11 protein-coding genes are annotated in these 14,911 nt (G+C 29.2%); 2 read left to right on the top strand and 9 right to left on the bottom strand.

Going from position 1 to position 14,911, the window contains the following annotated elements:
• Nucleotides 1-3 precede the first annotated feature (3 nt).
• Nucleotides 4-1,758: a B12-binding domain-containing radical SAM protein gene (locus tag Q3287_RS02025; protein WP_407963450.1), complete on the bottom strand. Its 1,755-nt coding sequence runs from the start codon at nt 1,756-1,758 to the stop codon at nt 4-6.
• Nucleotides 1,759-1,893: 135 nt separating this feature from the next.
• Between Q3287_RS02025 and Q3287_RS02020 the strand changes: the two genes are divergently transcribed.
• Nucleotides 1,894-2,100: a hypothetical protein gene (locus Q3287_RS02020; RefSeq protein WP_003418305.1), complete on the top strand. Its 207-nt coding sequence runs from the start codon at nt 1,894-1,896 to the stop codon at nt 2,098-2,100.
• Nucleotides 2,101-2,104: 4 nt separating this feature from the next.
• Here Q3287_RS02020 and Q3287_RS02015 read toward each other — a convergent pair whose 3' ends face one another.
• The 4 genes from Q3287_RS02015 to Q3287_RS02000 all read right to left on the bottom strand — a co-directional run bounded on the left by Q3287_RS02015 (nt 2,105) and on the right by Q3287_RS02000 (nt 7,985).
• Nucleotides 2,105-3,028: a hypothetical protein gene (locus Q3287_RS02015; protein ID WP_054276048.1), complete on the bottom strand. Its 924-nt coding sequence runs from the start codon at nt 3,026-3,028 to the stop codon at nt 2,105-2,107.
• Nucleotides 3,029-3,281: 253 nt separating this feature from the next.
• Entirely contained in the window at nt 3,282-4,982 is a 1,701-nt protein-coding gene (gene argS, locus Q3287_RS02010) for an arginine--tRNA ligase (RefSeq protein ID WP_054276047.1), read from the bottom strand.
• Between the two features lie 189 nt (nt 4,983-5,171).
• Entirely contained in the window at nt 5,172-5,585 is a 414-nt protein-coding gene (locus Q3287_RS02005) for a DUF523 domain-containing protein (RefSeq protein WP_407963449.1), read from the bottom strand.
• 21 nt (nt 5,586-5,606) lie between these two features.
• Entirely contained in the window at nt 5,607-7,985 is a 2,379-nt protein-coding gene (locus Q3287_RS02000; RefSeq protein ID WP_054269241.1) for an endonuclease MutS2, read from the bottom strand.
• A gap of 319 nt (nt 7,986-8,304) precedes the next feature.
• Between Q3287_RS02000 and Q3287_RS01995 the strand changes: the two genes are divergently transcribed.
• Entirely contained in the window at nt 8,305-9,756 is a 1,452-nt protein-coding gene (locus Q3287_RS01995; protein ID WP_054269240.1) for an aminoacyl-histidine dipeptidase, read from the top strand.
• 338 nt (nt 9,757-10,094) lie between these two features.
• Here Q3287_RS01995 and Q3287_RS01990 read toward each other — a convergent pair whose 3' ends face one another.
• From Q3287_RS01990 to Q3287_RS01975, 4 genes are all read right to left on the bottom strand, one after another.
• Nucleotides 10,095-12,569 carry a diguanylate cyclase domain-containing protein gene (locus tag Q3287_RS01990; protein ID WP_407963448.1) on the bottom strand — a complete coding sequence of 825 codons (2,475 nt, stop codon included), beginning with the start codon at nt 12,567-12,569 and terminating at the stop codon, nt 10,095-10,097.
• A gap of 226 nt (nt 12,570-12,795) precedes the next feature.
• On the bottom strand, nt 12,796-13,617 hold the full coding sequence (locus Q3287_RS01985; protein ID WP_054276045.1) for a nitroreductase family protein: 822 nt from the start codon (nt 13,615-13,617) through the stop codon (nt 12,796-12,798).
• A 124-nt stretch (nt 13,618-13,741) separates the two neighbouring features.
• Nucleotides 13,742-14,218: an NUDIX hydrolase gene (locus Q3287_RS01980; protein ID WP_407963447.1), complete on the bottom strand. Its 477-nt coding sequence runs from the start codon at nt 14,216-14,218 to the stop codon at nt 13,742-13,744.
• Between the two features lie 50 nt (nt 14,219-14,268).
• Entirely contained in the window at nt 14,269-14,847 is a 579-nt protein-coding gene (locus tag Q3287_RS01975; RefSeq protein WP_074179169.1) for an HD domain-containing protein, read from the bottom strand.
• Between the last annotated feature and the right edge of the window lie 64 nt (nt 14,848-14,911).

The following is a 14,911-nucleotide window of genomic DNA, read 5'->3' as shown; positions in this document are numbered from 1 at the left end:
TATTTAAATCTCTACTTTATGAGTTTTAGATTTCTCAAATACTTTTTTATCATCATATTCAAATAAGACTACATTTTTTTCTTCTCTTATTTCTATATTTATATCACTTTTTAAATCAACAACATTGAATTTAAATGGCTCGAAATGAACATATTTTATTATATGTTTAGCTGGCTTATCAACAAAACCAGGTAAATATGTTGATAAATTACCATTATCCTGTAAAAATACATGGCATCTATTCTTAAAATCATCCACATCTAACTTATTAAAAAACTGTGGTATATTCGATGTTTTACCAAGTGATATATAGTCATACTTTAATATATCATTGAATACATCATTATCCATATTTATATTTTCATTATAAAAATCCATCAATATTTTATATAGCTGATTCTTTCCTTGTGCCAAATCAAAATATCCATTTTCATCAAAATACTTAGCAAAAGCCTCAAAGAATTTAAAAGGACTTTTTTTATAAAATCTACCTATAATATATCTCATGGACAACACAAAGTTTTTAGAATTATAGTACCTCTCCAATATATCTTCTATATCCTTTAGCTTCAATGTTTCCTCATAACTTATATAATTATTATATAAAAATTCATATGGAGCATAATCTTTATATTTAAAACCATGTTCATCTGCCACTTTTCTCATGCCTGTACCTTTAATCATCTTTAAAAAACCTAATTGTAGATGCTCTATACCTAGATTAAATACATCATTAAAGGAATTCTCAAAACTCTTATAATCTTCATAAGGAAGCCCTGCAATTAAGTCTAAGTGCTGATGTATATTTCTATACGATGCTACAGTCTGAACAACATGAGACAATTTTTTAAAATCATCCCTTCTACCTACTACATCAAGTGTTTTTTCATTTGTCGATTGCACTCCTATTTCAAACTGAAAAAGGCCTTCTTTACAATCAGCTAAAAATTCAAGCATCTTATCATCTATCAAATACGCTGTAACTTCAAAATGATAAGTAGTATATCCATTATCATTTTTCATAAGAAAATCCATAATTTCCATAGCCACTTTTTTATTTGCATTAAAAGTTCTATCAATAAACTTTATCTGTGATACCCTTGCATCTATTAAAGCTTTCAAATCACTCTTTATTCTATCTAAGCTAAAATATCTTAGACCTGGAATAGTAGATGATAAGCAGTACTGACAGTTAAAAGGACAACCTCTTGATGATTCATAATACACTATTCTATTTTCATATTCTTTTGGATTTAAATTTTCATAAGGACTAGGAATCTCGTCCAGGTTTTGAAGTAATTCCATTGGCTTATTCACGATTATATCATTGCCTTGTCTATATACAAGTCCATTTACATCATTTATGTCTTTTTTACCTTGTAAATGAAGTACCAAGTCTTTAAAAATTAATTCTCCTTCTCCATAAAGTATATAATCCACAAAATCGTACTTTTTCATTGCCTCATAACTATCATAACTAACTTCTGGTCCGCCCAAAGCTATTTTAGTATTAGGTCTAATTTTCTTTAGATTATCACAAAGCTTAACTATATCCCCCACATTCCAAATATATGTGGAGAATAATATTATATCATACTCGTTTTTGTATATATCCTTCAAAATATAGTCCAAATCATTATTTATCGTATATTCTTTCATATCAACATCTATCAAATCTCTTACAAATTCTTTTAGGTATCTTATAGCTAAATTTGTATGAATAAACTTAGAATTTAATGTTGTTAATAAAATTTTCAAATATTTCTCACCTCTTTTTAATATTATACTGTCTTTTTGTACCCCTTATAGGTTAGAATAGTATATGTAAAGTTTTAATAATATCTATATAATTAATTTATTAATTTCAAGTAATGTGAGGAAAGGAAGTTTTTTATGGAATTAATTGAAAAAGTATCTATCAACTCTTTATCAAAAAGAGATCTACTACTTATTATAAAGTCTCTTGAATACACTAATGAAAATACTCAAATTAGTGATTTCATCGACCTTAGAAATAATATTGTAAAGGAATTATGTTTTTTAACTGACACTAAGGAAAAAGATTTTTTGGATTATCTAGAGAAAAATAGCACACTCTGATAGCCTAAACTTTTTTAAATTTCAATATATGAATACCTGATTTAGAATTTATTTTTATGCTTAATATGTTATCATTAAAAGTTTTTGATATAACTGTTATTTGATTAAATATGGGGTCTATTAAAGTATTCCCTTCTTCAAGTCTTATAAAACTTCTTGGGTCTATTTTTTTATTGTATGCCTTGACTCCAATTTTATATTTTCTCAATTTAACAACATATTCTGACATAGAAAAAATAAAATCTATATTATCTTCATTTAATTCACTATCTTCACCCAAAATGGATAATATAGATTTTTTTATGCTCTTAATTCCTTCATTTTCTACAATCCTATCTTCCATATATACATCGTATAAGACGTTTAACACGTTTAATAGAACACTTTCTTCATCATACTCTTCAAACTTTGAATCAATATATTTATCAATTAATTGTATTGCTTTAATCCTTGCCATCTGAAACTTTACAATATCTGATTTGTCTAATTCTATAGAAAATCCTATTATCTTGTCTTTGATACTCTGTAGTAATTCGACATATTCTATTTTACTATTATTTATAAGATTGTGCATAACAGAATTATACGCTACAGAACCTAATAAATAATCAAATAAAGATTCTTCTTTTTTAAAATAATTCACATATTTTTTTATTAGTCTAACAACCTCGTCTTCACTTTTTTGGATATTAGTATTTGATAAAATTAATGGTAATAAAATATTTAAAAAATTAATATTCCCTATTTTCTCTCCATAAAATCTATAGTAAATAAGTTCATCTCTCAGTCTATTTTCGTCTATATATACACATCTTTGTGTTTTATCATCTATTAAGGATTTCGTATTTATTATAATTAAATCTTTAAGAGCCCTACTTGCACTACTAAAAGAAGATGTATAGACTTTTTTTAGTAATTCATCATTCATAAATATATCCTTTCTAAAAAATTGAATCTAAATATCTTGCTATTAAAAAAAAAGAGACAGCCCGTTTAAGAAGCTGTCATATATAGGGGGATAGTAGTGTACAAAAATCATTGTAATCTACTATCTATATATTATTATACGATACTACTTTTTTATATGTAAAGCATCAGTTTTCGACATCCCTATATTTTACAGTTATACAAATTGCGTACTAAGTTCAATTTTATTCTTTTTATTTCAACATTTTATCGTATTACATTCTTTCTGGAGCGTGCATTCCCAACAGTTTCAGAGAATTTTCTAAAGTTTGTTTTGTAGCTAGAACTAATGCGAGTCTAGCTTTTCTAATTTCCAAATTTTCTACTAAAATTGGATTGTCATGATAAAATTTATTAAACGCTTGAGCCAAATCTAACATAAATCTAGTCACTATATGTGGTTCATTTTTCTTTAGAGCAAGTAAAATATTTTTATTAAATGATTCTATAACTCTAAGAACTTCTGCACTATCTTCATCAGCTAACAGACTATAATCTATATCAGAAGTTATTTCTTCTTCTGCTTTTCTTAAAACTGCACAACATCTAGCATGTGTATATTGAACATATGGTCCAGTCTCACCATCAAAGCTCAATGTTCTTTCCCATGAGAATGTGTAATCTTTAATTCTACTATTAGACAATTCTTGGAATACTACTGCACCAACACCTACTTGTTTAGATATTTCATCTACGTTTTTGGCATTTGGATTTTTAGCTAGTATAATATCCTTAGTCTTATCTATAGCTTGATTTAAAGCATCTTCTAAAAATACTACTCTTCCTTTTCTAGTTGACATAGTCCCTTCTTCAAGGGCTACCATACCAAACCCAACATGAATTAAATCTTTTGCCCAATCGTATCCCATAAGCTCAATTACTTTAAACCATTGTTGGAAATGTAAGTTTTGTTGAGAACCAACTACATATATACACTTGTCAAAATTATAAGTTTCTTTTCTATATATTGCAGCAGCTAAATCTCTTGTCATATATAATGTTGAACCATCATTCTTAGTAATAAGTGCTGGTGGCATTTTATATTCTTCTAAATCAACAATCTTTGCACCTTTAGACTCTATTAGAAGCTTTTTCTCTTCTAATAACTCAATAACTTCACCCATCTTATCAGAATAGAAACTTTCCCCTGCCAAAGAATCAAATTCTATATCTAAAAGCTTATACACTCGGTTAAATTCTTTTAAACTCTCATCTCTAAACCATTGCCATAATTCTTTTGCTTCTTCATCCCCATTTTCTAATTTAGTAAACCACGCTCTTGCTTCATCTTCCATTTCTGGATATTGTTCAGCTTCATCGTGGAATCTTACATATAATTTTAGTAATTCTGGAATTGGATTAGATTCTACTACTTCCTTTTCTCCCCACTTTTTAAAGGCCACTATTAACTTACCAAATTGAGTTCCATAGTCACCTAAATGATTTATTCTTATAGTCTTGTATCCTTGTGAGTCATATATCTTATATAGGGCGTTACCTATCACTGTAGTTCTTATATGTCCTATATGGAAAGGTTTTGCTATATTTGGAGAAGAATACTCAACTATTACAGTTTTATCTTTACCAAAATCACTATGACCATAATTTTCTTTTTCCTCTAATACTTTTTTGATTACAGTTTCTGCCAATTGAGACTTATTTACAAAAAAGTTTACATATCCGCCTAATTGTATCACCTTTGTTATCTCTCCACTTGGCTCTATACTTTCTGCCAATTCATTTGCTATCATGTTTGGAGCTTTTCTAAACACTTTAGCTAATTTAAAGCATGGAAAAGCATAGTCACCCATGTCCTTGTTTGGTGGAACTTCTATAAGTGCCTCTATCTCTTCTTTCGATAAATCTTCTATTTTTTCTTTAAGGCAATTTGATATTGCTACCTTGAAATCTTGCATCTTGTTGCTCCTCTCTACATTGTACCTGGTTTATATTGTGCTTATCTCTTTATGTTAAATCAAATTTCGTGTTTTTTCAAGTATTTCATTATGTGATAAAGTACTTTAGAAATTGTACCTTTTATACAAATTCTGCATACATTAAAAATACTATTTTTACATGCAATTTTTTATTCCTGTATTGGTTTTCTACAAATCTTTTTCACTTTTAACTTTTATGCCTTCTTCCTCAAGTAGTTTTGCTGTGACGCCTTTTCCTGAAATTTTTTTACCAGAAAAACTTCCATCATAAATTAAATTACATCCACAAGATGGACTACCTTCTTTTAATATTGCTTCGCTACATACATATAAATTTGCTATTTTTAGAGTCTCTTTAGCACCCTTTACGAAGTTTTCTGTCACATCCTTATTATCTTTCGTAATTACTTTATTATCAACTATTTCAGCAGGTGGTCTTGGTGTAGATAGACCACCTAACTGTTCTGGGCATACAAGTGTAAATTCTTTGTCTTTTAAATATTCCTTAACTTTTTCACTTTCATTATTATCGCCACTATATTTACAATTTATTCCTATTAAACATGCAGATACTAATATCATAAAAATGTGCTCCCATACAAATTATTTTAGTTTAACAATTGTTACTCCTGCTCCACCTTCTCCATATTGACCACCTCTTTGTGATTTTACATGTCTATTCCTTCTTAATACGTCTTGTAGCCCTGCTTTTAGTACTCCTGTACCAATTCCATGTATTACTGTTACAGATTCCAATCCTGCCACATATGCATCGTCAAGATATTTTTCAACTTCCATTATAGCTTCTTCTAGATTTAACCCTCTAAGGTCAACTTCATTTTTTATATTACCAGATTTTGACCTTATTATATTTCTTGTTGATTTAGTTACATTTGTTGAAACATCCTTGCGAGTTTTTTGTAAAGATTTAAAAGGTAGGGTCATCTTCATTATACCAATTTGCACTACTGCTTCTTTTCTCTTTTTATCCACTGACACTACACTACCATTTTGGTTTAGAGTTATTACCTTGACTTCTTCGCCTGGCTTTAGGTCTTTTATCTCTTTATTTGAAACCTTTGGAACTATCATGCTTTTTACTGTTGGTTGAAGACTTCCCATAGAACTAGTCAATTCTTTTCTAAGTTCTTCTATCTTACGATTCTTTTCTTTTGAAGCTCTTTCCTGTTCAAGATTTCTAAGTTCCTTTATTATAATATCTACTTCTTCTTTAGCTTGTCTTATAATCGAAAACGCTTCTGACTTAGCTTTTTCAACCATCTTATCTCTTTGACTAATCAATTTTTCAAGCTTTTCATCATATTCTACCTTTAGTCTTTCAATCTCTTCTTTTAATCTTTCCGCTTCTTCTCTGTCTTCTACTGCTTTGATTCTATTCTTTTCAACATTCTGTAATACATCTTCTAAAGCTATGTTATCTGTATTTATATATTCTTTAGCACGTGAAATTACATAGTCACTTAGTCCAAGTTTTCTAGAAATCTCAAAAGCATTCGATTTTCCTGGAACACCTATAAGTAGTTTATATGTTGGACTTAATGTTTCTATATCAAATTCAACTGCTGCATTTTCTACACCAGATTTAGTAAGAGCATAGTTTTTAAGCTCACTATAGTGAGTGGTTGCTATACATTTAGCTCCTACAGAATTTATATCTTCTAATACTGCTATTGCAAGGGCAGCTCCTTCAACAGGGTCTGTCCCTGCTCCTAATTCGTCAAATATAACTAAAGAGTCTGCTGTTACGTTTTGTAGTATTGATACTATATTCGTCATATGAGATGAAAATGTCGATAGACTCTGCTCAATACTTTGTTCATCTCCTATATCTGCAAATACATTATCATATACACACATACTACTTCCATAATCAGCAGGTATATGAAGTCCACTTTGTGTCATAAGTGCAAATAGACCCACAGTTTTTATTGTAACAGTCTTACCGCCTGTGTTTGGACCTGTTATTACTAATGTATGGAAGTCTCTTCCTAAATAAATTGTATTTGCTACTACTTTTTTCTTATCTAACAAAGGATGTCTTCCATTTTTTATATTTAAATATTTATCCTCATTTAAAGTTGGTTCTATACCTCTCATTTGTATCGAAAGTTTTCCTTTTGAAAATGCAAAATCCAATCTTCCTAGTATCTCCTGATTAGAAATTAAGTGTTCACTCACTTCTCCAACCATAGCAGAAAGCTCTGATAAAATTCTTTCTATCTCTTCTTGTTCTCCTAATTTCAACTGTCTCAATTCATTGTTCATTTCTACTATAGTCATTGGCTCTATAAAAAGTGTCGCACCAGAAGATGACTGGTCATGTACTATACCAGCAACTTGCGACCTATATTCAGCTTTTACAGGCACTACAAATCTATCACCTCTTAGAGAAATTATGGCATCTTGTAAGTATTTTTGATAAGTAGTTGAACTTATTATTGAATTTAGTTTCGACCTAATGGATTGATTTTTCTGAGATATTCTTCTTCTGATATCTCTAAGTGTACTTGAGGCATTGTCAGATATCTCTACTTCACTAATTATCGCATTGTATATCTGGTCTTCTATGTCTTTATACACATATAGAGAATTTGATAGAGATTGTATTATTGGATAATTGAAATCTTCTTCATCACTGCTGGATAGACTATTTTTCAATCTCCTAGCTACTCTTAAAGTATCTGCTATCATAATTAGACTTCCTGGGTCAAGAGATGCTCCTATATACGCTCTCTTTACCTTGTCTTCTATATCATGGATACCTTCCAAACCTACTGAACCTCTCTTTATAATAATTGATTGAGCTTCACTAGTTTCTTCTAGCATAGATTTTACTTCTATAAAATCAGTATTTGGGACTAAACTTTCTATATATTTTAGACCTAAAGAAGATGAGGCTTTCTTCTTTAATAAGTCTATTATTTTATTGTATTCTAGAACTCTTAACGATTTCTCATTCATTTTCTATATTCACCATCCTCGATATTTTAACTTTTTTATTTAATTTTAAAAATGTATGTTTTCAAGCATTTCCAATAAAAACTGCAAGTTTTATTTCTTTTTCATTTCTAAAATTATTATATTTTTTCTCTTTTAGATATATTTTACACATATTTTGTATTATACTATGTATGTAGCTATCTATATATTATACATAAACATGCTTTATTTGTAATATAATCTGTTAAAAAATCTTCTTTAATATTTTTAAAGTAGTTTGTTTTAGCATGTTTTTAAAGAATAGCTACTTATATAGATAAACTAAGGAGGAACATAAGTCATGGGAAACGTATTAGAAGGATTAAAACCAGAAAATGTTTTTAAAAACTTTGAGAAAATATCTCAAATTCCTAGAGGTTCTGGAAATGAAAAAGGTATAAGTGATTATTTACTTAACTTTGGTAAAGATTTAGGTCTTGAAACTATTCAAGATGAAAGCTTAAACATAATAATAAGAAAGCCTGCTACAAAAGGATATGAGAATTGTCCAGGCGTAGTTCTTCAAGGACACATGGACATGGTTTGTGAAAAAGAAAAGAATGTTGAACATGATTTTCTTAAAGACCCTATAAAATTAAGAATCGATGGTGACATGATATATGCTACTGGAACTACTTTAGGAGCTGACAATGGTATAGCTGTTGCTATGGGTATGGCTATATTAGAAGACAACACTTTAGAGCATCCAGCATTAGAAGTTTTAGTTACTGTTAATGAAGAAGATGGTATGAATGGTGCTGATGCATTAGAGCCTAGCTTAATTAAAGGTCAATATATCCTAAATATGGACTCCGAGGAGGAAGGATACTTATTAGTTAGTTGTGCTGGTGGTAAAACTTGTGTTGTTAGTTTACCTGTTGAATACAAAGAAGTTGAAGCTGACAAGCAAGGTTTATTAGTTGAAGTTACTGGACTATTAGGTGGACACTCTGGTATGGAAATTGTTTTACAAAGAGCAAATGCTAATAAAGCAATAGCTAGAGTATTAAGCGTATTAGATGTTGACTATGATTTAGCTTCAGTTGATGGTGGAACTAAGCACAATGCTATACCTCGTGAAGCTAAGTGTGTAATAGCTGTTAATAAAGCTGATGTTGAAGTTGCTAAAAAACAAATAAATGAAATTTTAACTGCATTTAAACATGAGTTCACTACTTCTGACCCTGGTATGACTTATTCAGTAGCTGAAACTTCTGTAGAAAAAGTTCTTGCTAAAGATTGTAAAGAAAAAGTTGTTCAAATGTCAAGCTTAACTCCTCATGGTGTTCAATCTGTGAGCCTTGATATAGAAGGATTAGTTGAAAGTTCTACTAACTTCGCTATAATTGAAACTAAAGAATCTACTATTGAATTCTTAACTTCTGTTAGAAGTTCTGTTATGTCTATTAGAGATGAGATAGCTGATAGAATAAGACTTTTAGCTCAAGCTTTAGGTGCTGATTATGGTCTTACTTCTCAATATCCAGCTTGGGAGTTCAAAAAAGGTTCTAAATTAGAAAAAATATGTAGTGAAACTTATGAAAAATTAACTGGTAAAGTTCCTACTGTTATGGCTCTACATGCTGGTCTTGAGTGTGGATTATTACTTGATAAACTTCCTCATGCTGAAGCTATATCTATAGGACCAGATATGTTTGATGTTCATACTCCAAATGAACATGTTAGTATCCCTTCTATAGCTAATGTTTGGGATTATGTTATAGAAATATTAAAATCTATGAACCAATATTAAATCTAAATTTTATTTAGATTGAGTCTTGGATACAATTATAGATTATAAATAAATCTATATTACACTTAGTCTATAAATTAACATTATAAAAGTTTATAGGAATAAAGCCTAATGATGCATTTTTATATTTGTCATTAGGCTTTATTATTTTACTATATATTTTTATTTGATAGATTTTTTATTCTTTAAACTTATGTAATTCTCTACAATCAAGATATTAAATTATACTACTTAATATCTTGTACATATGTAGATTAACTCCATTCATTTTCTGGTAAACACATACTTATATGTTCTTTCATTATATAGATTATATAAAATGTATATAAAAAATTTTCCTATTCAGTAATTTTAAATCGATTTCTACCCTGCTTCTTCGAATTATAAAGTGCATCATCTGCCATTTTGTATATCTCATCATATGTCTGTCCTTGCTTTGATATTACACCGCCCATACTTACAGATATACTATTTCCATTTGGTAATTTAATGCCATGGATTTTATCATATAAAATATTACACTTTTCTATAAGACTTTCTGTATCCTTTACATTTTTAACATATATGCTAAATTCGTCACCCCCTAGGCGACCTACTATATCACATTCATCAAAACATTTAACAAGAATATTTGCAACTGCAATCAGCATCTTATCTCCAACAAGATGACCATAAGTATCATTTATATCTTTAAAATAGTCAATATCTAAGATAAGTAAAGCTCCCATTTCATTATGAGATAAATCATCTAAACTTTTTGTAGCCATATCCCTTATAGAGGCAGCATTAAAAATATTTGTTAAACTATCTCTTTGCGCTTTATCTAATAGCCTCATTTTTTCCTCTTTTTCACAATCGATATTATGTAATTTGCCTATTGAATACACAGGAACATTCTTTTCATTATAAATTATCTTTGATGTAATTCTAACCCAATGAAACTCTCCATCAGGACAAACACAATACATTTCTGTTGAACCATTTTCTTGTTCCCTAATCAACTTAAAAAATTGTTCCCTATACTCTTTTTCAATTTCATTTTCATATTCATCTTTACTATGACTTAAACCATTAAAGACATTAACTCCATTTTCTTGCATAGCAATCGTAATTTTATCTGCTTGATAATCATATTCAAAGAAATACTCACTTGCCATCTCATATACTTCAGTATGTTTTTTAAGTTCTAAAGAAATTCTCTGATTCATACTTGTACGAGTACGAAGACTCCAAGCCATAATTATAATAATACACAATGATATACTAAAGACTATAAGAATAGTTTGAATTGGATTTTCCTGCATAATATGAATTAGAGAAAAATTTGATATATATGTAGTATTCTTATAAATAATTGATTGCATATTTTCAGTAGGCATACTATTGATAGCCTTATTTAATATACTATATAATTCCTGTTTGTTCTGTTTAGCTACACCAAAACAAAAACGATGTGGTTCATAGTTTTGTTGAATTAGACGAACATGCTTATACTTGGGTTGATTGACATAATACTGTATAGCATATCCTTCACCATATGTATAATCGGCTCTTCCACTATTTACAGCTTCAATACATTCTTCTAATGTATCATACCAAATAATATTATTAGATGAATATTCTTTATAAGAAGTATCTTTTGTAAGAGCTAAACGTTTATTTTCTAGACTATCTTCATTAATCTTATTGTTAATCATCATAATATACTGTGTAGAAATAAATGGGCGAGTCATGGCTACATGACGCTCACGTGCCCTTTCATAATCATAAGACATGCCAGCTACAATATCAATCTTAGAATCTTTTATCATATTGTCCAATTCTTTCTGAGATTTCACAGGTATCATATCAAACTTTAAGCCAGTTTTATCTGAGATATAATTAAGTAAGTCTATTGAAATTCCATTTAATTTACCTGTTTTATCATCTGCATATTGAAATGGTGGATTTTTTAGTAAAACTCCTACTTGCAAAGTTTCTATATTTTTTATATATTCAGATTCCTTATTGGATAAAACTAACTCTTTATTTTCTGGTGTAAAATATTTCTCATATAATGTCTGTGAAAAGTATGGGTCTGTTTGCTCAATATTAGAGATTGCTGAGTTGAGTTGTTGAGATAATTCTTTATTGCCTTTATATGTAATAAAATAGAATGGTTTAGGAGAAAATTTAGCTATAGTTCGCACACCATCTATATGATTCATACTGACATTAAGCATTGCATCTGCCTTTCCATCCTTTAATGCCTGTAACTGTTCTTCTCCTGTCTTACAAGTCACCAATTCAGGAGATATTTGATTCATTTCACAATATCTATCTAATTCTTTAATCTTATTCGTTGCATTCTCTATTACTGCAATACGCATGTTCTTTGTAACTTGTGAACTTACACTGTCAATATCTACATTGTCTTTAAGCACTTGTAATACTGTATTTACAGTCCCATAACTAGAACCTGCATAATCATATATCTTTTCTAATTGTTCACTGTATAACATTCCACCCATTAAGTCAACTTCGCCTTTTTCTAACATCTCCATAGATTTAAGAAGAGAAGTGTTTGTATCTCCTCCAACTCGAACAAACTCATAATTCCATCCAGTATACTGAGCAATTTCTTGTAAGTATTCATAGCTATATCCAGAGTATCTACCTTGTTCATCTACTTCATTTAGGCCTTCTTGAATAGGATAAGCAACACGTATAGTACGGTTATCATTATTCATGGCATTAATATCAAAAGGAAATATACAAAAAGTGAATATGGACACAATTATAAAAGTTAAAGAAAATAACTTTTTCAAATTCACTACCGCTTCCTCCATATAATAATATTTACAGTGTATACACTGTATAATTTTTTGGGTTTTAAAATATAAGTTAGTATAAAAAAGGACATAAAATTTCGTAAAAAATTTAATATCCTCATTCATACATAATATAATTTGATTATACTCCATTTAACTTGCCTTTACAATGAATTTGATATATTAGCAAATTATTTATCTTAATTTGATATATAATATTATTTTTAATTTATATTATATCAAGTTTAGCATTATTTCTATTTACAGTTCTTTTATATTTTACATTTGGATAACCTAATATAAATGACGTTATAACTGCCTCATTATCATTCATTCCTAATAACGCTTTTATCTTTGGCTCTATATTTGATGCCATAACAAAGAATCCATTATAACACATTCCTAATCCTTGTGAATAAGCCATAAGCTCCATATTAGATGCAGCTAATCCTCCATCTACATATACACTTCCACCTAAAGAAATATCACCAACAACTACCATAAGTAATGGTGCATCGTAAAATAAAGAATCAATTCCCTTTTCTTTATATCCTTTATACATTCTCTTAAATGTATTTTTGTATATAGAACGAGCAGGGTCTTCATCATCAGTATTTAGTGCCATATTGTAAAGCCCTTCTATTGCCAATTCTTTTACTTCTTTTAATTTATCTTTTACCAATATGTATCTTAGAGGCTGTCTATTTCCACCTGTTGGCGTATATCTACCAGCTTCTACTATATTTCTTATTTTTTCTTCTTCTACTTCTATGTCTTTGTAGTCTCTTATACTTCTTCTAAATTTTATGAAATTCATTAAGTTTTCAGATTCTAAGTCAAAAGTCTCATGATTGTATTCTAATACTTCACTCTTATCAAATCCCTGCATTTCTATAGAGTCTGTTGGGCAAATTGCCATACAGTGACCACAATTAATACAGAGAATATTTTTTACCTTTGCTTTATTCTCCCTAACTTTTATTGCATTTACAAGGCAGTCTGATTCACACAAGCCACAACCTACGCATGTTTCTAAATTTATGTCTATCATTCTAGATTTTTCCTCCATTTAAAAATTTTACTTTAGTATAAAGCAAATAGTTGTCTAAGTCAATTTTTATTTTTTTAACAATATTAACTCTAAATCAAGTCTAAATTGAAAATATGTATACAAATTAAGTTAAGAAGTTTACACCATAATCTTCCAATTTTCCGTTATTGTATATTATCTTTGCACTAAAAACTTTATCAGTCTTAGCCCAATTCAAAAACAATCTGTCACCTTCCCACATATTTAAGTCAAATATTTTATCATTGTCTACCCAAATTAATTTTCCTTCTTTACAATCATCCAAATCTTTTTCGGATAAGTTACCTTCAAAATCATCTGAAAAATATAAGAACATGTACCAGTCCTCATCATTCTTAAACTTTGGAAAAGTTATCAATCCTTTATATGTTAACGAATTAAGAGTAAGCCCAGTTTCTTCTTTAACTTCTCTAATTACACAATCTTCAGGAGTCTCTCCTTGCTCAAACTTTCCTCCAACTCCTACATATTTACCTTCATGTATATCATCTTTCTTTTTATTTCTATACAACATTAAAGTCTTTCCATCTTTTTCTATATAACAAATAGTTGTAAGCTTCATACATCCCGCCTTACTTTCTTTTCCTATTTTTTATTCGTATATTATTGGTATTATTCATTTTCATTACTCTCAAGAACATCACTGATATTCTTCATTGCATTAAGAGAAAGCTCTGCAAATTCATCAAATGGAATCCCTATATCTTCTATACTTCTCATTGCATCTCTATTTACATTTGAAGCAAATCTTGTTTCTTTCATCCTTTTAATTACAGACTTTGTTTTTACACTAGTAAGCTTTTTATCTGGATAAACTAACGCTATAGCAGTTATAAAACCAGTTATAGGGTCTGCTGCATATATAGCTTTTTCCATTAGACTAGTTCTTGTAACTCCCATTCCATCATGATGACCAAGTATTGCTCTATACATCTCTTCATCACCAAAGTTTTCTTTTTTAAGCAGTTCCACTGTTGTTGTAGCATGTCCTTCACAGATTTCCCCTGGCTTTCTTCCAACTATATCTGAATCTAAATCATGTAAAAGGCCTGCAACTGCCCACTCTTCTTCTTTTTCTGGCTCTAATCTTTTAGCTAAGTCTCTCATAACTGCTTCAACAGCATAACAATGTTTTCTCATTCTATCAGTCTCTAAATACTTAAATAAAATTTCTAAAGCTTCTTCTCTCATTTTCATTATTCCCCCTATTTTTTCATGTATATGATATTTTTATATTTTAATACACATAAATTTA

The organism is Clostridioides sp. GD02404, from assembly GCF_045898275.1.
Lineage (GTDB): Bacteria > Bacillota > Clostridia > Peptostreptococcales > Peptostreptococcaceae > Clostridioides > Clostridioides difficile_A.
Note: the sequence above shows the minus strand (reverse complement) of the source record. Positions and strands in the feature narration are given on the sequence as shown.

Excerpts from the sequence above, each read along its gene's own strand:
- Q3287_RS02020 (WP_003418305.1), top strand. The coding sequence starts at position 1,894 with ATGGAATTAATTGAAAAAGTATCTATCAACTCTTTATCAAAAAGAGAT.
- argS (WP_054276047.1), bottom strand. The coding sequence starts at position 4,982 with ATGCAAGATTTCAAGGTAGCAATATCAAATTGCCTTAAAGAAAAAATA.
- Q3287_RS01985 (WP_054276045.1), bottom strand. The coding sequence starts at position 13,617 with ATGATAGACATAAATTTAGAAACATGCGTAGGTTGTGGCTTGTGTGAA.
- Q3287_RS01995 (WP_054269240.1), top strand. The coding sequence starts at position 8,305 with ATGGGAAACGTATTAGAAGGATTAAAACCAGAAAATGTTTTTAAAAAC.
- Q3287_RS01980 (WP_407963447.1), bottom strand. The coding sequence starts at position 14,218 with ATGAAGCTTACAACTATTTGTTATATAGAAAAAGATGGAAAGACTTTA.
- Q3287_RS02005 (WP_407963449.1), bottom strand. The coding sequence starts at position 5,585 with ATGATATTAGTATCTGCATGTTTAATAGGAATAAATTGTAAATATAGT.
- Q3287_RS02000 (WP_054269241.1), bottom strand. The coding sequence starts at position 7,985 with ATGAATGAGAAATCGTTAAGAGTTCTAGAATACAATAAAATAATAGAC.
- Q3287_RS02015 (WP_054276048.1), bottom strand. The coding sequence starts at position 3,028 with ATGAATGATGAATTACTAAAAAAAGTCTATACATCTTCTTTTAGTAGT.
- Q3287_RS01975 (WP_074179169.1), bottom strand. The coding sequence starts at position 14,847 with ATGAGAGAAGAAGCTTTAGAAATTTTATTTAAGTATTTAGAGACTGAT.